The organism is Rhodococcus sp. no. 34, from assembly GCF_054589475.1.
Genome location: NZ_BAAILK010000035.1, coordinates 67,507 through 85,023 on the forward strand (window position 1 = coordinate 67,507; position 17,517 = coordinate 85,023).

Here is a 17,517-nt window from a genome sequence, read left to right on the forward strand (position 1 = left end):
CGAATCGACAATCGTCAGCAACCAATCCGCGAACTTCCTCGCAGTCGAGACGATCCCTGGATTTGTTCTGTTCCATCGAGATTCGGCCCTCACCGAGGCGGACAAATCTGCAATCAACTCGGCCTACGGCGCCATTGCCGGCATCTCCGGGGTAGACGCCGACGGTATGCAGCCCACTCAGTACTCCGCCGACGGCACAACTGCGTCGATCTTCGTGCCACTCGTCGCCAAGGACGGAGACACGTCCGTGGCAGGCGATGTCCTGGCGACCACCGAGCAGAACGTCATCGACGCAGCAAAACAAGCAGCTGGTGATGTCGAGGTACTCCCAGCCGGGCCAGGTGGGCTACTCGTTGCGTTCATCGACGCCTTTGCCGGTCTGGACGGAGCGCTCCTTGGCGCGGCACTCCTGGTCGTGATCCTCATCCTGCTTGTCGTGTACCGATCGCCGGTGTTGTGGTTCTTCCCGCTGTTCTCCGCGCTCCTCGCCATCGGCTTGTCGTCGATGGTGATCTATTTTCTCGCGAAAGCCGAATTACTCACTCTGACCGGACAATCTCAAGGCATCCTTTTCGTGTTGGTGATCGGTGCCGGTACCGACTACGCCCTACTCTTGATTTCTCGCTACCGCGAAGAACTGCACACGTATCCCAACCGCTTCGACGCGATGATCAAGGCCTGGCGCGAGTCTGCGCCGGCCATCACCGCTTCGGCTGTCACCGTGATTCTCGGTCTGCTTTGCCTGACGTTCTCTCAACTCAACTCCAACAAGAGCCTCGGACCCGTCGCCGCCATCGGGATCGCCTGCACCTACCTGGTGATGATGACGTTCATGCCGGTCGCTCTGGCCGCCACCGGACGGTGGGTCTTCTGGCCGCGCAAGCCCAAGGTCGATCACGCCGCAGACCTAACGACGCACGGGATGTGGGGCAAGATCGCCGAGGCCGTCGGTAGCAAGGACCGCCCACTGTGGATCGGCGCCACTGCCTTGTTGATCATCCTGTTCGCGGCCGGGATCGGCAGTCTCAAAACCGATGGCCTGACATCCACCGAAAGCTTCACCAATCGTCCCGACGCTGTTGTCGGACAGGAACTCTACGACTCGAAGTTCGATCCCGGAGCGGGCGCACCGGCCGTGATCACCGCAATTGCCGACCAGGCCGACGCCGTCATCAAAGCAGCCAGCGGCGTCGAAGGTATCTCGCAGGATCCCGGCGCCGTCTGCACCCAGGTGGACGTCGCAAAGGTCAGCGAGTTGATCAAGACCAACCCCGCTGCCGTCGCACAAGCCGCCGCTGCGGGTTGCGCCCCTGCGGCTTTCACCGTTGCACCGATCGACGGCCGAACCATGATCAATGCAACCCTCGCCGACTCTTACGATTCGCCGCAGGCACTCGAAACTGTCAAGCGACTGCGGACTGCCGTCCACGACGTGCCCGGCGCCGACGCGCTCGTCGGCGGCAGCACGGCCACCACCCTTGATGTCCAGGCGGCCTCGGTCCGCGACAGAAACCTGATCATCCCGATCGTGCTGGTGGTGATCTTCCTGGTTCTGGCCGCTTTGCTCCGCGCTCTGCTGATCCCGGTGATTCTCATTGTCACCGTGGTGCTTTCATTCGCGGCGACCCTCGGTGTGAGCGGATTCTTCTTCACACACGTATTCGGGTTCGCCGGGGCGGATCAATCGTTCCCGCTGTTCGCCTTCGTCTTCCTCGTCGCGCTGGGTATCGACTACAACATCTTCCTGATGACCAGAGTCCGGGAGGAGACCGGAGAATTCGGCACCCGTGCAGGTGTACTGCGCGGTCTTGCGGTGACGGGCGGTGTGATCACGTCAGCCGGAATCGTCTTGGCCGCAACATTTGCCGTACTGGGCATCCTGCCACTGGTCTTCCTCGCCGAGATCGGATTTGCCGTGGCCTTCGGCGTGCTGCTCGATACGATCATCGTGCGCAGCGTCCTGGTGCCGGCACTCTCTCACGACATCGGGAAACGTATTTGGTGGCCGTCCGAACTGGCGCGCGCGAAAGACTGACCGACTACAGAAACGCTTCCTTGGTCCACAGATGAAAGAGCGCGTAGGCTCGCCAGGGTCGCCAGCGCTCGGACAACGCTGCGGCTTCTTTGGCCGTCGAGACCCCCAGCGCACGTTTCAACACCAGATCATCGGGTACGAATGCGTCGCGATCACCGAGAATCCGGACGGTGAGATAGTCAGCGGTCCACGGTCCGATCCCCTTTAGCGCCAACAGCTCTCGCCGAAATTGGACAGGATCCGCATTCCAGGAGAGGTCGAGGCCGTTCGCTGCCGCAGTTGCCAGCGTGTGCACTGTTCTTGCGCGCGCTGTGGTCAATCCGACGGCTTTCTGTATGCCCTCGGTTGATTGCGCTGCAACCACGTCCGGATCAGGGAAGGCAAGAAAATCCCCTTGCACCGGCGCTCCGAATGCGCTGGCAAAACGACCACCGAACGTCCTCGCCGCGCCGAGCGAAACCTGTTGTCCCAGAACGGTGAGCACTGCGGTCTCGAACCCGTCCACCGAACCGAGCACACGCAATCCTGGACGGGCGGCAACAAGTGGGGCCAACAACTCATCACTACCGAACGCCGCTTCGACAGCAGTGTGATCGGCGTCGAGGTCGAGCCAACGACGCACGATCACCTCCAGCACTGCAGAATCCCCCGCCGGCACATCGGAATCCACGACGACACCGTCGTCGGTCCACGACACCGACACGACAACGGGTCCGGAAGGCAACGGTACGACTCTGGTGTGAACACCGTCGTCGTGACGCTCGAGGCCTGCGACGCAGTGAGCCCGCAGGGCACCGGTGAGCGGTTCGACTGCATAGGGCGCCTGAAAGCGCAGCGTCACTGCGCTCACCGGCCGGCTTCCAGATCCAGCAGAATCGCTTTCAGTTCGGGGCCACCCGCGTACTGCCCGAGGCTGCCGTCGCTGCGCACCACCCGGTGACACGGGACCACCAACGGCAGCGGGTTCTTTGCACATGCAGTCCCTACGGCACGCACCGCACGTGGGCTTCCCGACGCTGCCGCGACCACCGAATAGCTTGCAGTGTGGCCGTATTCGATCTCGGGAAGATGACGCAACACTTCGCGTCGAAACCCTTTCGCGAGTTGGAAATCCAAGCGCAGATCGAATTCTCGACGCGCACCGGCAAAGTACTCGTCCAACTCGCGAGCGACAGTGTCCAGCCTGCGCGGGTAATGAAGCACACGAGGGCTGACGGTGTCCGCCAATCGTTCCAGAACGAGGTCGTGCCCTTCGACGGCAAAGGCAACCCGCACCAGGCCGACATCAGTTGCCGCCAGCAGCAGCTTTCCGACCGGCGAATCGACGGTTCGATATGCCACGTCGATCAATTCGGCTTCGGACGCCTGCGCAGCCAGGCGCGCCCGTAGGCGGATCATGGCGTCGGCGTCAACGGCTGGAAGTGCCTCGAACACATCGTTACTCATGAGTGACTCCCTTCCGCAGCGGTAGCGGACAAGTAGGTTCTTCGTAGGGTGGCGATACCGTCCGCACCCGCGCGTCTGGCGGCTGCCGGCGTGTTGCCGAGGATGTCCGCGATCTCTGCGTACGGCAGCCCACCCAGAAAGTGATAGGCGACCGCCGCACGTTGTTTGAGTGGTAGTTGTTCGAGTGCGTCCCAGAGTTCGTGATCCCACGTGCCCGGCACGCCGATTCGCGTCGGCAACTCCGGAACGTCGTCTGTCGGCACGGCCACGCGGGCACGCACTCGGGTGATGTCGATTGCCTTGCGGTGCGCGATGGTGACCAGCCAGGCTTCGATGTTCGCGTCCGGGTTCAGATCCGGGTATGCCCGCATCGCCGCGATGAACGTCTCGGACCACGCGTCCTCGGCGTCGACGGGCCCGACCACCGCGCGGCAGACACGGAGGACCACTGCACCGTATTCGGTCACGACGTCTTCGAACGGTTTGAGTGTCACGACCGGTAGACGTTCCCGATCACCGAATTGTGAGCCGAGCGCATCAGAAGAGGACATCCGATTCGCCGCCGTGCTCGCGGTCGAGCAGGAACCGCTTACGTTCGAGGCCGCCGGCGAAACCGGTCAGACTTCCGTCGCTACCGACCACGCGATGACAGGGAACGATGATGCTGATCGGATTCTTGCCGTTTGCCGCGGCGGCAGCACGGATCGCAAGCGGGTTACCCAAAGTTTGCGCGAGCTCCATGTAGGTCCAGGTTTCGCCGTACGGGATCGTTCGCAAGGTGTCCCACACCCGCTTCTGGAACTCGGTACCCACGGGCGCCAGCGGCACGGAGAACTCCGTGCGATCACCCTCGAAGTACTCGGTGAGCTGCGATTCGACTTCACCGAAGACCGCCGAGGAACGATCACCGAACGTGGACTCGTCCGGCTTGTGGCGATGCTCCGCCATGTACAGACCGCAGAGGTCGTCACCTGCTGCTACCAGCGTCAACGCTCCGATCGGCGAGTCGATCACAGTGTGCGTACGGATAGCCGTCATGTCTCGATCCTTCCAGGTTGCGCGATGCGGCAGGCAGCGGGTGGATTGATTGTCCGCGCCGGCACCGACACCTCGAAAACGCCGCGGGCCTCGTGAATGTGAGATTTACCTGTACTTTGACGTCACATCAGGCAGTATCGAGGGATGGCTCTAGTTTTGCCCGGCAGCTCCACCGTCGTCCGCTCCGTCGGCGACGTGGTGCACTGGTCCCTGTCCACGGTCGCATTTGCGGTCACCCTGCCCACTCGACTCGAGGCGCTCCTCTTCTCGGTCGAGAGGTTGGTGGCGCGCATCAACCAGATCGCCGACAACGCCGACCGCGTCGTCATCGGAGCCGCCTCCGTGACCGTTCGCGCTGAGACACTGGTCGAGGCCGTCGAGCAGACGTCGGACATCGCGGGACAACTCCTCGAGATCTACGAGCCCATCGCCCTACAGCTCGCGCCGCTGGCCGCCAGGTTCGCCGACGACCTTTCCGAGGCAGAGGTCAGCGCCGCGATCAAGCTGATCGACCAACTACCGGAGCTCACCGACCGGGTGGCCGCGGTGTTGCCCATCCTCGGAACCTTGGACTCCGTCTCGCCCGAGATCCACGAACTCCTCGGAGTGGTCAAGGACCTGCGGCAGGCGATCGTCGGGGTGCCTGGCTTTCACTTCTTTCGCAAGCGGGGCGAAGCCAAGCTGGATTGAAATTTCAGGCGGAGTAGCCGTTGGTCCCAGCACGCGTCATGACGACCTTCGGAACTACCGCTCGAGACGAGAGCTTGAGCAGACCGTCCACCAACTCCACGATGTCGTCGACCTTGATCATGGTGTCCGGTGTGATCCGATCGTGCGTCCACGCCGACATGTCGGTATCGACGTAACCGGGAGCGATGGCCGTCGCACTGACGCCGTTTCCGGATTCCTCGGCGTTGAGTGCCTCGACCATCGAAATCAGCGCAGCTTTGGTGGCTCCGTAGACGGCCAGGCCGCTCTCGGCATACACACCGGCCATCGAGGCGAGAGCGATCACCTTTGCTCCGCCGGCGAGGTCCGCGTCCGCCGCTGTACGCAGGAGCGGCAGCGACGCTTGCAATAGTGCAAACGGTGTTCGGAGATTGACGGCAACGGTCTTGTCGAAACGTCGCATCGGGTAATCCGCTACTCGCCCACTGGTTCCCACTCCGGCGTTGAGGACGAGAGCCCTCATGGAGCCGAATCGCTCATTGTGTGTGGCGACGAGTGCTGCGGCGAAGTTCTCGTCCGCCATGTCGCCGGCCGAGACGACGACGTCCGGCGATCCGGCGCGCGTAAGTTCTTCGGCGACCACGGCGAGCCGCTCGGTATCACGCGCCGTGATGGTCAGCCCGTACCCTTGCGAAGCCAAGCGTGTTGCGATGCCGAGCCCGATTCCCTTGGAGGCGCCGGTGACCAGTGCTGATCGAGTCATTCGAATTTCCCTTGCAGTGCGTTGAGTCCGGCCGAGATCAGTTCCGGCACAGAAGATCCAGCCTTGTCGAATCCCCCGCCGACGGTGGCTCCTGCTCGGAATCGGTGATCGATGCCCTGCGCCACGACGGCGAGTTTGAAGAACCCGAGCGCCATGTAGAAGTTCCAATGCGCCAGTTCACGACCCGACACGGACGAATACCGTTGCGCCAGATCAACAACGGACGGTAGCGACGGGCTCGTCCACGCAGCAGGCTCACCCAGAACCAGATCCAGCGCGGGATGCCGATAGACGCACATCATCGCGATGTCCGCCAGCGGATCGCCCAGCGTCGACAGTTCCCAGTCCACCACTGCGGCAACCTTGGTGACGTCGTTTGCCGCGAGAATCGTGTTGTCGATCCGGTAGTCGCCGTGCACGATCGACGAGGCTGATTCCGCCGGAATCAATTCCGCGAGGCTCGACGCCAACCTGTCCACGTCGGCCGAGTCCTCGGTCTTGACGCGTGACCATTGACCGGCCCACAACTTCACCTGGCGGGCTACGTAACCGTCGGGTCTGCCGAGTCCGCCGAGACCCACTGCGGTGTAGTCGACGTCGTGCAGTGCAGCGAGAACACGCACCAACTCGTCGGTGCACTGCGTGACCTGCGCTGCCGGAACAGCTTCCAACTCGGTTTTGGTTCGGATCACTTGACCGGTGACGAACTCGACCACCGTGAACGACGCACCCATCACCGAGGCGTCCTCGCACAGCACGACGGTCGGCGCGACCGGCACGGCAGTGTTCTGCAACGCCGAGGTGATTCGGAACTCACGCGCAACGTCATGCGCCGACGGCGTGAGGCCGGCCGTGGGTGGACGACGCAGAATCCACTTCGAGTTGTCGTCGAAGATTCCGTAGGTGAGATTGGATTTGCCGCCTGAAATCAGTTCGGCTCGCAACTCACCGCTCACCTCGACGCCTGCGGCTTGCAGATACTTGTGGAGCGCCGCGAGATTGAGTCCTGGAAAGTCCGTCACTTCGACTCCTCCCGAGCAGCGCGCTTCGCAGCTCCGACAACACGTTTCGCAATTGCCCAGCGATGAACCTCGGACGGGCCGTCGTAGACGCGGAAGGGACGCACTTCGCGGGACAAGCGTGCCAGCGGCAGATCGCCGGACACGCCCATTCCGCCACACATCTGAATGGAGCGGTCCACGATCCGGAAGATCGCCTCGGCAGCGTAGGTCTTGGCGATGGACGTCGCGTTGCTCGCGTGCCCGCCCTGATCGAGTTCGAAGCAGGCCTGCACCAGAAGTGCGCGGCTGGCTGCGATGTCGATCTCGTTGTCGGCGACCATCTTCTGGATCATTCCGAGATCACCGAGTTTCGAGCCGAAGCCTTCTCGTTCGGCAACCCTGGCCACGGCGACGTCGTGGCCGCGGCGCGCTGCACCGAGCCAGCGCATCACGTGCGTCATGCGGGCGGGACCGAGGCGAACCTGCGCGTAGGCGAAACCTTGATCGACCTCACCGAGAACGGCCTCGTCGGGTACGAAGAGATCCTCGAACGTGACCTCGCAGTGCCCACCGATCATGGCCTTGTCGAGGGTGTCGATGTGTCGACCCACTACCAGGCCGGTAGTGTCCGTCGGCGCCAAGAACATGGTCGCTCCGCCGCGCTGCCCGGGCTCGCCGGACGTGCGCGCCATGATGATGAAGAACCCGGCGCCGTCGGCGCCGGTGATGAACCATTTCTTACCGTTGATCTTCCAGCCACCGGGGACTTTTTCGGCGCGGGTGTTCAAAGCCGAGGGATCGGATCCCGCTCCGGGCGCGGGTTCGGTCATGGCGAATGCCGACCGCATGTCCCCGCTTGCGAGCGGCGCGAGGAACTGCTGCTTCTGTGCTTCGTTCGCGATGTGGGCCAGCATGTGAACATTGCCCTCGTCCGGCGCCGCGATGTTGAGCGCCGTCGGCCCGAATAGCGAGTAGCCGGCTTCCTCGAAGACAGGCGCGCGATCACTCATGTTGAGTCCGTGTCCGCCGTACTCGATCGGCGCATGCGGGGCGAAGACACCGGCTTCTTTTGCTGCCGACTGCATCTCGATGCGGATGGCATCGCCACCCGCTACAGCGATGTCACCGGCGTGTTCGTCTTCGATGGGGAGCACTACGTTGCGCGTGAAGTCGCGCGTCTTCTCGATCAGCGCCACCACCTCGGGCGCGTACGTCAGATCGATTGCCACCAGCCACCTCCGAAAGAACATCCCGACCGAGCGATCGCTCGGTATCAGCACTCTCGCACACGCCGACGCGTCGGGTCAACAATCCTCGAGCATTGCCTCGCCCTGATCGAGCCGGCCGGCAACCACCATGTCGCGGTACAGATCGTCCTTGTCCATGAGCTCGTCATGGTTGCCGATGTTGCGGATCCGACCGTCTTCCATGACCACGATCCAGTCGGCGTCACGCACCGTCGAGAGCCGGTGAGCGATAGTCACCACGGCCCCGGTGCGCGCACGTTCGTTGATCGCGTCGACAATCGCGGCTTCGGTGAGCGTGTCGACCTGGGCAGTGGCTTCGTCGAGCAGAAGCAAAGCACTCGGACGCAGAACTGCGCGCGCCATCGCGATCCGCTGACGTTGGCCGCCCGACAGCGAAGTGGCCGTCAGAGCGGTGTCGAGTCCGTTGGGCAGGGCCTCGATCGCGTCGTCGAGCCGGAGCAAGCGCAGAACGGCCTGTACTTCTTCGTCCGTCGCATCGGGATGGCTGAAGACGACGTTCTCCCGAATCGTGCCGGGCACCACCGGTGTCTCCTGCTCCACGTACGCGAGACTCTCGCGCACAGCGCGGTGATCGAGCGCGTCGTAACCGACTCCATGCAGGAGAACCTCACCCGATCGAGGTTCGACAAATCGCAGCACGGTCGAGAGCAAGGTCGTCTTTCCTGCGCCCGACGGGCCGACGATGGCCATGTGCCCACGCGTCGGAATGACCAGCGAGACATCGCGCAACGCCGGCTGGTTCGATCCGTGGTAGCTCACGGTGACGTCGCGCAACTCGATCAGCGGCGCGGCAGCGCTCGTTTTCGCGACCACGTCCACGACCTCGTCGTACTGCTCGGTGGGCAACGACTGCATCTCGCGAATCCGGATAGCTGCCGCGATTCCCGACTGAACGGAGGTCACGTTCTGCGCAAGCTCCGACACCGGCCCCATCAGGGTGAAGGCGTAGAGCAAAAACGCGATGAGCGTCGAGACTGCCATTTCGCCGTCGGCGACTCGCCAGGCACCGAAGCCCAGGATGGCAATGATCGATCCTTGAATGGCGGTCCACGCGACAGTCCACGCGGTTGCCGACACTCGCACCGCCGTGATCGCATGCTTTTTCGCATCGGACGCATTGTTCGTCACCAGAGCCCCGACGCGATCCTCGGCGAGGGAAACCTTGACCGTCCGGATCGCACGCAAGCCACCCTCGAGAACGCCGCCGAGCTGACCGAGCGATTCCTGGGTTCGCGCTTCGGCTGCGGAAATCCGAGGCATCAGAACGGCAAAGAGTATGGAGGCGAACACGATTGCCACCATGGTTACCCCCAACAACGGCAGATCCAGAACGCCCATCAGAACAATCGTTCCGATGGTCAACGCGGCTGCGTTCAGAATATTCACCGCGGCCGACGACGCAGCCTCCCGCAGCAGCAAGGTGTCAGACGTGACCCGGGTGACCAATTCACCCACGGATCGCGATTGCAGCGACGGCACCGTCGCAGCGAGGAATCGCTTCACCAGCGAAGACCTGGCGTCGAAGACAACCTTCTCGGCGGCGGTTCCGAGAACGATCCACTGAGCACAACCGAGCACTGCACCGACGATCAGAAGGACGACGAGCGTGAGGATCGGTCCTTTCAGCGACGCACCGGTATCGAGGGTGTCGAGAACCCACTTGGTGACCATCGGCGTTGCCAGCGTCGCCGCCGAGCCGCACAGCGCCAGTACCAATCCGAGGAGGAGCGACGGCAGATGCGGTCGAGCGAACTCCGAGAGGACGCGGAGATTGCTCCATTTCGGTGCGGGCTGAGAAGCGTCGGATTCAAGCATGAATTTATGGAACACGAATGTTCCATAAAGGGCAAGAGAAATTCCGATTCGGAAACACTGGATACCGAAACCGGACACGGCTACGCTTCGGATTCGTGACAACGATCCACAGCGCACCAGAACAAAGCGCGACCCGCGAGCGCACACGGAAGGCCATCCTCGATGCTGCCGTTTCGGTGTTCGCATCCAAGCCTGCTGCGACCCTCAGCGAGATCGCTTCGGCCGCAAGGGTCGGCCGGACCACTTTGCACCGCTACTTTCCCGAACGGTCAGACCTGGTCGACGCAGTCGCGGCCGAGGCCACTCGTGCCGTCGGAGAGGCCGCAGCAGCAGCTCGACTCGGCGAGGGTACCGGAGCCGAAGCACTGGTTCGCCTGTGCCATGAATACTTCGAACTGGCCGACCTCTTGACGGTTCTGTTCTTCACTCCCGGTGTGTATCAAGAAGATTCGTTTGCCGAGTCCGCGTCGAACGACGACTCAGTCACCGATGCCATCGAGCGCGGACACTCCGACGGTTCCATCGACCCCGACATGGGTTCGGACTGGGTGCAGAACCTGCTGTGGTCACTGCTCTACACGTCGATGGACTACGTGAACCGCGGTTCCGGGACGCGACTACAAGCCTTGGATCTGACGGTTCGCAGCCTCCGCCGCGGAATCGCCCCCGATCCCTCGGTCTAGGTTGTCGGCTGCTTGAACAGCGGCACGCCGTTTGGTCACGCCTAGTTTGCGGTAGATCGAGCGAATGTGAGTCTTCACAGTGGGATAGGCGATGCCGAGGTGCGCAGCGATCTCGTCTGCAGTCATCGTAGTTCGCAGAAAAGTGAGGATCTCTTTCTCACGTTCCGTCAGGACTCCGGCGAGTTTGGCAGAGAGCTGGCCCCGTTTTTCCAGAATCGTGCGTAGGAGCTCCTGGTGTCTCGACCCCTGCGTTGCGTGCGCGTTCAACAGATCGACGATTACCGGATCGCCGCTCAGAAATGGGGCGAGAATACGCTCGGGGATTGCCTCGGCCAGCGCACGATCCAATTGCTCGTGTGCCTGCGGTCCACGCCCGGCGACGGAGCTCAGGGCGGCAGTCGTGACAAGGGTGCTCACCAGCGCATATCGGGGCAGCGCGGCCGAGGTTGCCAACCGAAGCGCCTGAGCTGACGGTTCCGGATCCCCCATGACTCGGTAGAGCTCCGCGAGAAGCGCGTGAGCGACCGCAGCACCTGTTCTGGTCAGCGTGGGCATTGCGATGCGGCGAGCTTGCTCGTCCTGTCCTTGAGCGTGGGCGAGCCAGGCCGTGGTGACGCGCCGCAGCGTATCCCAAGGAATGCCGTGCTTGTCCGCAGTGCTCACGCCTCGCAGCAGACGAGCGGCGTTGTGGTACCGGTCTTCCCGGTTCAGAGCGATCAGGCTCATCACCAGGTACAGACGGGCGAGCGCCTCGAAATTGGTTCCGGGGCTGCCCTCCTCGATGATCGAGTCGAACTGAGCGATCGCCTCCTCGAAGTCGCCACGCCAGTAAGCGATGCACCCCCGATTCGACTGTGGGAGACCACCTTCGAAGCGTTCCCAATCGGACGCCACCTCTCGCGCAGGAAGGCCGTCGAGGATCTGTTCGGCTTCGGTGAATATCCCTGCGTGGGTGAGCGCGAAAGCCAAATTGGATTGTGCGAGACGCAACGTCTCCGTACGCGACTGCAACTGCGCCTCGTCGCCGGCCGAGCGAAGTAGCGCGATGGCACGAGGAAGGTCACGACGAAGCCTGATCTCGGTCCACCCGAGGAGGAAGAGCGCGGACGGGTAATCGTCCTCGGGCTCGCACTGGGCGAGCGCGTGGCGAGCGCGATCGGCGATGACGGCCTTGGTCGAGGTGTCCGGAGCGAGCAGCAGGTCGGTGAAGCAGACGACAAAATCGTCGGACGCCACCCGCAGACCCTGCCCGCGGAGAAACTCAGCGCCGTACGGATCACCGCTGAGATCGCGGCAGCACGCCCGTATCAGCAGGATGTGCGGATCGTGGGGATCGGGATGAGCAAGGCAGAGCTGCTCGAGTTCCCTGGTGTGAGATTCGAGAATCAAACGAAGCCAGTTTTTCCGCAGGACTCGTCGAGCCTGCTCCGCCTCACCAGAGGCGAGTGCGTCACGCACGGCTTCGATCATGTGTCGAAGATACTCGAGACGTTCGATGTCCGTGGAAATCCGGTCTCATCCGCTTCGGATGAGACCGCGATCGAAGCCTGCGGAAACCAGTGAGAATTGCCGGAATCAACCGAAATGCGCTAGTCGGCGGAATCCCGGTGCGCAGGCCTGACACGAAACGGATAAGACACATGAGCTTCTGGGAAAGCCTCGGCTGGATGCTGTGGGCAACCGTCTTCATCGGATATCTCTTCGCGCTGTTCGCGATCATCGCCGACCTGTTCCGCGACCACAAGCTCAGCGGTTGGTTGAAGGCCGTCTGGGTGTTCTTCCTACTCTTCCTGCCCATCCTCACCGCGCTCGTCTATCTCGTCGCCCGCGGCGAAGGGATGACGGAACGCAGCAACAAGGCCGCACGCGACGCCGAGAAGGCCGCCGAATCGTATATCCGCGAGGTCGCGGGGAAGAGCCCCAGCGAGGAGATCGCCGCAGCCGCAGCACTGCTCGAAGCCGGAGCGATCAGCGAGGACGAGTTCGCCGCACTCAAGCTGAAGGTCCTCTCGTGAGTGCCGCGCGTTTCGGCCCCGTCGACTTCTACCTTCTCGGCCTGCCTGGGCAGAGCCTCGACCCGGCCGCGCTCTCCGCACTGACCGACCTTACGGATACCGGCCTGGTGCGGCTGCTCGATCTGATCGTCATCTCCAAGTCCGAGGACGGTGAACTCACCCTCATCGAAGTCGAGGAGTTGCCGAACGGCTTCGAGATCAACGTCGAGATGCTCGGCGCGTCCGGTCTGCTCGGGCATGAGGACATCACCGAACTCGCGGCAGCCATTCCCACCGGCGCTGCAGCGCTGCTGGTCGCGCTCGAGCTGGTCTATCAGCGTGAGCTCGCCGCACGCACCGCGGCGTCCGGCGCGGTGTTACTGGGCTACGAGCGGATACCCGCCCCGGTCGTCAATGCCCTCATGGACACGATCAGCCCGAAACTGGAGGTCTGACATGCCGTACATCCCGAGAAGAGGTCGCCCCGGACTGCTGGGCCTCGCCGCACGCACCGCGGTCGTGACCGGTACTGCGACCGCCGTCAGCGACGGTATGGCCACCCGCCGGCAAAGGAGAGCCCAAGCCGAATACGAGCAGGCGCAGTACGAATTCGCCCAGCAGCATGCCGCACTCCCGATGCCCACACCCGCACCCGCGGCCTCGGTCGATCTCGTCGCCGAGTTGCAGAAACTCGGCGACCTCAAATCACAAGGCCTGCTGAGCGACGCCGAGTTCCAAGCCGCGAAAGCGCGACTGCTCGGCTGATTCACCCCGACGGGCCATGGATTACCGCGCCCGCTTCCGTACCCCGACACCGATTGGAACCCACTATGTCCACGATCGCCGTCAACGTCCTGAACTTCAATCGGGCAGAGTCCGATCTCATGTTCGCTCGCCTGGCCGCGGGCGTCGGCCTGGGCACGTGGAACCACACTCGTGATCTCGGGTCACTCGACAACCAGCCGATCATCCGCCAGAACCGCGACACTCTGTACAGCAGCGCGATCATCGACGTGCGCGAGAACGTCACCATCACGGTGCCCGATACCGGCGAGCGCTACATCTCCGTGTGGGTGGTCAGTCAAGATCACTTCGGTCCCGTCATCCTGCGCGACCCGGGAGAGCATTTGCTCACGCGTGAATTGGTCGGGACCGACTACGCCGCACTGATCGTGCGCATCCTCGTCGATCCGAACAGCCCCGAAGACGTCGCCGAGGTGAACCGGTTGCAAGACGCCCTCAACATCGACGGCGGCGGAACGGGAGAGTTCCCGTTGCCCGACTACGACGAGCAATCGCAGACCGAGACCCGCGACGCACTCCTCGCACTCGCGCGCGGCATCACCACGTACGACCATTCATTCGGTACCGCTGCGGAAGTCGACCCGATCAGGCACCTGCTCGGTACCGCATCCGGCTGGGGTGGCCTTCCCGAGTACGAGGCCACCTACGTCAACTTCGACGAACGTCTCCCGGTCGGAGAATACCGTCTCCGCCTGAACGATGTTCCCGTGGATGCGTTCTGGTCGGTCTCGCTGTACAACGCGGCCGGATACTTCGAAGAGAACGCCCTGGGCGTCAACAGCATCAACAGCCTCACGGCCACCCCAGACTCCGACGGCAGCACCACCATCCGCTTCGGGGTCCATCTCGACGGCGTCGCGAACGCACTGCCCATCATGCCCGGGTGGAACTACGTACTGCGCCTGTACCGCCCCCGTCCCTCCGTGCTCGACGGCACCTGGACGGCGCCTCGTCCCGAAGCCCTGCAGCAAAGCGTTCCCCACGCACACACCACTCTCGGGTGACTCGACCTGATCACGGAGGTACAAGCCATGCGTCTGTTATTTCAGCTCGTTTCGCAATGTGTTCTCGGCGCGATCGCGCTGATCGTCGTGCATTTTGCTCTTCCCGGGGTCAGCCTGAGCGTGAACGGCTTCTTGGCCGCTATCGGTGTATTCACCCTCGCACACATGATCCTCGGCCCATTCGTGCTCAGCGTGGCACTGCACTACGCGGCTCCGCTCGCGGGTGGTGTCGGCTTGGTCGCCACACTGCTCGCGCTCTGGGTTGCGACCCTGGTCCCCGACGGTATCGAGATCAGCGGCGTCGGGTCCTGGATCCTCGCCCCGATCATCGTGTGGGTGATCACGGCATTGGGAGGGTGGATCTTCATGGCTCTCGTCATCGACAAGTGGATCAAGAGACGCAATGCCGAAAAGCTCGTGCGCAGTGTGCAGAAGGCATGAATGATCAGTTCGGAAACGGAACCCACAAGGAGTCAGCCATGCCAACTCACCCGCTCGATCGCCGCGTTCTCCTGAAGACCGCTCCGAACTTCCGGGACCTCGGTGGCATTCCTGTTGCAGACGGCACCGTCCGCGCGGGCGCGCTCTACCGTTCAGCGACTCTGGCGAAACTCGACGGCGACGACCTTGCCGCGGTCGCCGACTTGGACGTCCGGACGGTATACGACCTGAGGACCGCCGCCGAGCGCGACGGCGCACTCGACAATCTCCCTGACTCGACGCGCACAGTCTGGCTCGACGTACTTGCCGACAATGCCCAAAACGCCGCGGCCACTGGACTACTCATGACGGACCCGGTCGCATACGCCGAGACCATCAGCGACGGACGTGGGATCGCACAGATGGAGGAAGCCAACCGCAACTTCGTCAGCCTGCCGTCCGCTCTCGACGCCTATCGCACGTTCTACCTCGACCTCATCGACGAAAAACGCACCGGGGCAGCACTTTTCCACTGCACCACCGGCAAGGATCGAACCGGGTGGGCCGCGACCTCTTTCCTACTCCTCCTCGGGGCCGACGAAGCCGATGTACGCGCCGACTACCTGGAGACGAACACCGATCTGGCCCCCATGACAGAACCGATCCTCGACTTCGCCGCGAGCAAAGGCGTTGACGCAGAAGTGCTACGACCCCTCCTCGGAGTCCGTGACAGCTATTTCGACGCAGCTCTCGACGAAATGCGCACGCACTTCGGCACCGTCGAGGACTACGCAATCAACGGACTGAAGCTCACCGCAGAGCAACTCACCGCGCTCCGCGAGCGGTTCACATCCCGATCGGCCTTCATCAGCGCGACGTGATCGAAGCTCTCGGCGGGCAGGAATCCGTGCCCTCGTCCTGCTTCTTCGGGCGATTGCCCACCCGGGTGACCACGACGACGGCGACGATGCCCACCGCCAAGCCGAGCGCGGTGAACGGAGTGAAGGATTCTCCGAACATCAGTGCGCCCCAGACCGCGGTGACTGGGGCGATCAAGAACATCAGGGTGTTGACGGACGTAATGCCGATGCGGCGGAGCAACAGCCAGTACAGCCCGTAACCACCGAAGGTGGACAACACGATCAACCAGAGCAACTCGATCCAGAATGTGCTGACACTCGGCGGTACGGCAGCATCCGAGACGATCGCCAGAGTTGTGAAAACTATTGCGCTGGTTGAGCAGTGGATGACCAAAGCCTGCAGTGGCGGTGTGGACGTGGGAGCGCGTTGCTGGACGAAGGTGGATGCAACCAGGCTGAGCATCCCCAGGAACGGAATCGCGTACGCCCACCACGGCGCCGATGTGCCGGCCCCGGCATCGGCTGCCGTGACCATCACGACGCCGCCCATTCCGATGGCCAACCCGATCCACTGCATACGCGGGACTGCGACACCGAGGACCGGACCGAGCAGTGCGGCAGCCACCAGCGGCTGAATACCGTCGATCAGCGCAGTTGTTCCGGTGTTCACGCCGAGATCGACTGCCCAGTACACCGACAACAGGTAGCCACTCTGGGAGAGCATCCCGATCACCACCTGCCTGCCGAGAGCCCGCGGTGTCGGCATCGCGTTCCGGCGGCGGGCGGAGAGCCAGACAATCGGGAGCAGCACCGCCGCGAGCGGGAGAAAACGCCACATCAGCAGTGTGGGGACCTCGGCACTGCCAGCGCCGAGTTTGGCCCCGATGAATCCCGAACTCCAGCACACGACGAACAGGACCGACAAGGTAGCCGTCACGGCAGATCTCGAGGTCACGATCCGAGGTATACCGATCTGTTTACTCATGAACTCGACTATACAGATCGGTATACTTTTGTCCATGGCAGAGGAATCCACACCCGAATTGACTCCGAAAGCGCGTCGCATTCTGGAGTCTGCGTCGAAGCTGTTCTACGAAAAGGGGATTCATGCCGTAGGCGTGGATACCGTCGCACTGGACGCCGGGGTCACGAAGAAGACTTTGTACGAACGGTTCGGCTCGAAAGACGGTCTCGTCGTTGAATACCTGAGGGCTCGAGATCGGCGGTGGCGAATCTTTCGCGACGAGAAGCTCGCATCAGCCGGAGCTAGCCGCGCCGAACAGTTGAGTGCGGTATTCGACGCTTCCGCCTCCTGGTCCAAGGCGAGCGGAGGCAAGGGGTGCAGCATGATCAACGCGCACGCCGAGTTCAGCGATCACTCACATCCGGTGTTCGCTGTCATCGCCGAACAAAAGCGGGAGATGTCAGACCTTTTCCGGCGCATTCTGGCGACGGACGGACTAGCCGACGAACGTCTCGTCGAGGCAATCATGCTGCTTCACGAAGGTGCCCTTGTCGCAGACGGGATCGGTATCGGCACCGACCCCTTCGGTGCCGGCCGGAACGCAGCGCTCGAATTGCTCAAAAATTCAGACTGATTCGCGCAGTTGCCCCCACAGTCACTCCCCCACCCGCTTCGCCCCCACAGTCACTCCCCCACCCGCTTCGCCCCCACAGTCACTCCCCCACCCGCTTCGCCCCCACAGTCACTCCCCCA

The 17,517-nt window shown here is 62.9% G+C and carries 20 protein-coding genes; 10 read left to right on the forward strand and 10 right to left on the reverse strand.

Annotated features, from left to right (window positions below; translation table 11 throughout):
- On the forward strand, positions 1 to 2,035 hold a 2,035-nt coding region (locus ACYP01_RS13360), incomplete at its 5' end, for an MMPL family transporter (RefSeq protein WP_459680491.1).
- A 4-nt stretch (positions 2,036 to 2,039) separates the two neighbouring features.
- On the opposite strand, the gene ACYP01_RS13365 is transcribed toward ACYP01_RS13360, so the two are convergent.
- The 4 genes from ACYP01_RS13365 to ACYP01_RS13380 are packed head-to-tail and all read right to left on the reverse strand — an operon-like array spanning position 2,040 to position 4,519.
- A complete protein-coding gene (locus tag ACYP01_RS13365) occupies positions 2,040 to 2,885 on the reverse strand; it encodes a DNA-3-methyladenine glycosylase family protein (RefSeq protein WP_459680493.1) in 846 nt (281 codons plus the stop codon).
- Positions 2,882 to 3,481, reverse strand: a complete 600-nt coding sequence (locus tag ACYP01_RS13370; protein ID WP_007729599.1) for a methylated-DNA--[protein]-cysteine S-methyltransferase — start codon at positions 3,479 to 3,481, stop codon at positions 2,882 to 2,884. Before ACYP01_RS13370 ends, ACYP01_RS13365 begins: the two co-directional genes overlap by 4 nt.
- Positions 3,478 to 4,032, reverse strand: coding sequence for an RNA polymerase sigma factor (locus ACYP01_RS13375; RefSeq protein WP_080961251.1), 555 nt, complete (start codon positions 4,030 to 4,032; stop codon positions 3,478 to 3,480). The genes ACYP01_RS13370 and ACYP01_RS13375 overlap by 4 nt, the downstream gene beginning before the upstream one ends.
- Entirely contained in the window at positions 4,019 to 4,519 is a 501-nt protein-coding gene (locus ACYP01_RS13380) for a methylated-DNA--[protein]-cysteine S-methyltransferase (RefSeq protein WP_003940613.1), read from the reverse strand. The genes ACYP01_RS13375 and ACYP01_RS13380 overlap by 14 nt, the downstream gene beginning before the upstream one ends.
- A 144-nt stretch (positions 4,520 to 4,663) precedes the next feature.
- Between ACYP01_RS13380 and ACYP01_RS13385 the strand changes: the two genes are divergently transcribed.
- Entirely contained in the window at positions 4,664 to 5,209 is a 546-nt protein-coding gene (locus tag ACYP01_RS13385; RefSeq protein WP_459680497.1) for a ribulose-1,5-bisphosphate carboxylase/oxygenase large subunit, read from the forward strand.
- Between the two features lie 4 nt (positions 5,210 to 5,213).
- Here ACYP01_RS13385 and ACYP01_RS13390 read toward each other — a convergent pair whose 3' ends face one another.
- The 4 genes from ACYP01_RS13390 to ACYP01_RS13405 form a co-directional block, all read right to left on the reverse strand.
- On the reverse strand, positions 5,214 to 5,951 hold the full coding sequence (locus ACYP01_RS13390; RefSeq protein WP_065351450.1) for an SDR family NAD(P)-dependent oxidoreductase: 738 nt from the start codon (positions 5,949 to 5,951) through the stop codon (positions 5,214 to 5,216).
- Positions 5,948 to 6,973, reverse strand: coding sequence for a phosphotransferase family protein (locus ACYP01_RS13395; protein ID WP_459680501.1), 1,026 nt, complete (start codon positions 6,971 to 6,973; stop codon positions 5,948 to 5,950). Before ACYP01_RS13395 ends, ACYP01_RS13390 begins: the two co-directional genes overlap by 4 nt.
- Positions 6,970 to 8,181 (reverse strand): acyl-CoA dehydrogenase family protein, encoded by a 1,212-nt coding sequence (locus ACYP01_RS13400; protein ID WP_459680504.1) that lies wholly within the window; start codon positions 8,179 to 8,181, stop codon positions 6,970 to 6,972. Before ACYP01_RS13400 ends, ACYP01_RS13395 begins: the two co-directional genes overlap by 4 nt.
- A gap of 75 nt (positions 8,182 to 8,256) precedes the next feature.
- Positions 8,257 to 10,035 carry an ABC transporter ATP-binding protein gene (locus tag ACYP01_RS13405; RefSeq protein ID WP_037120584.1) on the reverse strand — a complete coding sequence of 593 codons (1,779 nt, stop codon included), beginning with the start codon at positions 10,033 to 10,035 and terminating at the stop codon, positions 8,257 to 8,259.
- A 95-nt stretch (positions 10,036 to 10,130) separates the two neighbouring features.
- Here ACYP01_RS13405 and ACYP01_RS13410 point away from each other — a divergent pair, with 95 nt between their 5' ends.
- Positions 10,131 to 10,718 (forward strand): TetR/AcrR family transcriptional regulator, encoded by a 588-nt coding sequence (locus ACYP01_RS13410; protein WP_459680507.1) that lies wholly within the window; start codon positions 10,131 to 10,133, stop codon positions 10,716 to 10,718.
- Here ACYP01_RS13410 and ACYP01_RS13415 read toward each other — a convergent pair.
- Positions 10,653 to 12,188, reverse strand: coding sequence for a helix-turn-helix domain-containing protein (locus ACYP01_RS13415; protein ID WP_459680510.1), 1,536 nt, complete (start codon positions 12,186 to 12,188; stop codon positions 10,653 to 10,655). The genes ACYP01_RS13410 and ACYP01_RS13415 overlap by 66 nt on opposite strands.
- Before the next feature lie 170 nt (positions 12,189 to 12,358).
- Between ACYP01_RS13415 and ACYP01_RS13420 the strand changes: the two genes are divergently transcribed.
- The 6 genes from ACYP01_RS13420 to ACYP01_RS13445 all read left to right on the forward strand — a co-directional run bounded on the left by ACYP01_RS13420 (position 12,359) and on the right by ACYP01_RS13445 (position 15,821).
- Positions 12,359 to 12,733, forward strand: a complete 375-nt coding sequence (locus ACYP01_RS13420; RefSeq protein ID WP_030537228.1) for a PLDc N-terminal domain-containing protein — start codon at positions 12,359 to 12,361, stop codon at positions 12,731 to 12,733.
- Entirely contained in the window at positions 12,730 to 13,167 is a 438-nt protein-coding gene (locus ACYP01_RS13425; protein WP_003940322.1) for a DUF6325 family protein, read from the forward strand. Before ACYP01_RS13420 ends, ACYP01_RS13425 begins: the two co-directional genes overlap by 4 nt.
- Before the next feature lies 1 nt (position 13,168).
- Positions 13,169 to 13,477, forward strand: coding sequence for an SHOCT domain-containing protein (locus tag ACYP01_RS13430; protein WP_054825971.1), 309 nt, complete (start codon positions 13,169 to 13,171; stop codon positions 13,475 to 13,477).
- Between the two features lie 65 nt (positions 13,478 to 13,542).
- Positions 13,543 to 14,520, forward strand: a complete 978-nt coding sequence (locus ACYP01_RS13435) for a DUF1214 domain-containing protein (protein ID WP_003940299.1) — start codon at positions 13,543 to 13,545, stop codon at positions 14,518 to 14,520.
- 27 nt (positions 14,521 to 14,547) lie between these two features.
- Complete coding sequence (locus ACYP01_RS13440; protein WP_003940418.1) at positions 14,548 to 14,961, forward strand: phage holin family protein; 414 nt, start codon at positions 14,548 to 14,550, stop codon at positions 14,959 to 14,961.
- A gap of 38 nt (positions 14,962 to 14,999) precedes the next feature.
- Positions 15,000 to 15,821, forward strand: a complete 822-nt coding sequence (locus ACYP01_RS13445; RefSeq protein ID WP_003939715.1) for a tyrosine-protein phosphatase — start codon at positions 15,000 to 15,002, stop codon at positions 15,819 to 15,821.
- On the opposite strand, the gene ACYP01_RS13450 is transcribed toward ACYP01_RS13445, so the two are convergent.
- Positions 15,808 to 16,785, reverse strand: coding sequence for a DMT family transporter (locus tag ACYP01_RS13450; RefSeq protein ID WP_459680515.1), 978 nt, complete (start codon positions 16,783 to 16,785; stop codon positions 15,808 to 15,810). The two genes, ACYP01_RS13445 and ACYP01_RS13450, sit on opposite strands and share 14 nt — an antisense overlap.
- Positions 16,786 to 16,819: 34 nt before the next feature.
- On the opposite strand from ACYP01_RS13450, the gene ACYP01_RS13455 reads away from it, so the two are divergent.
- Entirely contained in the window at positions 16,820 to 17,398 is a 579-nt protein-coding gene (locus ACYP01_RS13455) for a TetR/AcrR family transcriptional regulator (protein WP_047272072.1), read from the forward strand.
- The last annotated feature ends 119 nt before the right edge of the window (positions 17,399 to 17,517 follow it).

What these genes read in the sequence shown, in the direction of transcription:
- ACYP01_RS13370 (WP_007729599.1), bottom strand. Translation starts at nt 3,481, where the DNA reads ATGAGTAACGATGTGTTCGAGGCACTTCCAGCCGTTGACGCCGACGCC.
- ACYP01_RS13375 (WP_080961251.1), bottom strand. Translation starts at nt 4,032, where the DNA reads ATGTCCTCTTCTGATGCGCTCGGCTCACAATTCGGTGATCGGGAACGT.
- ACYP01_RS13380 (WP_003940613.1), bottom strand. Translation starts at nt 4,519, where the DNA reads ATGACGGCTATCCGTACGCACACTGTGATCGACTCGCCGATCGGAGCG.
- ACYP01_RS13385 (WP_459680497.1), top strand. Translation starts at nt 4,664, where the DNA reads ATGGCTCTAGTTTTGCCCGGCAGCTCCACCGTCGTCCGCTCCGTCGGC.
- ACYP01_RS13390 (WP_065351450.1), bottom strand. Translation starts at nt 5,951, where the DNA reads ATGACTCGATCAGCACTGGTCACCGGCGCCTCCAAGGGAATCGGGCTC.
- ACYP01_RS13405 (WP_037120584.1), bottom strand. Translation starts at nt 10,035, where the DNA reads ATGCTTGAATCCGACGCTTCTCAGCCCGCACCGAAATGGAGCAATCTC.
- ACYP01_RS13415 (WP_459680510.1), bottom strand. Translation starts at nt 12,188, where the DNA reads ATGATCGAAGCCGTGCGTGACGCACTCGCCTCTGGTGAGGCGGAGCAG.
- ACYP01_RS13420 (WP_030537228.1), top strand. Translation starts at nt 12,359, where the DNA reads ATGAGCTTCTGGGAAAGCCTCGGCTGGATGCTGTGGGCAACCGTCTTC.
- ACYP01_RS13430 (WP_054825971.1), top strand. Translation starts at nt 13,169, where the DNA reads ATGCCGTACATCCCGAGAAGAGGTCGCCCCGGACTGCTGGGCCTCGCC.
- ACYP01_RS13435 (WP_003940299.1), top strand. Translation starts at nt 13,543, where the DNA reads ATGTCCACGATCGCCGTCAACGTCCTGAACTTCAATCGGGCAGAGTCC.
- ACYP01_RS13440 (WP_003940418.1), top strand. Translation starts at nt 14,548, where the DNA reads ATGCGTCTGTTATTTCAGCTCGTTTCGCAATGTGTTCTCGGCGCGATC.
- ACYP01_RS13445 (WP_003939715.1), top strand. Translation starts at nt 15,000, where the DNA reads ATGCCAACTCACCCGCTCGATCGCCGCGTTCTCCTGAAGACCGCTCCG.
- ACYP01_RS13450 (WP_459680515.1), bottom strand. Translation starts at nt 16,785, where the DNA reads ATGAGTAAACAGATCGGTATACCTCGGATCGTGACCTCGAGATCTGCC.
- ACYP01_RS13455 (WP_047272072.1), top strand. Translation starts at nt 16,820, where the DNA reads ATGGCAGAGGAATCCACACCCGAATTGACTCCGAAAGCGCGTCGCATT.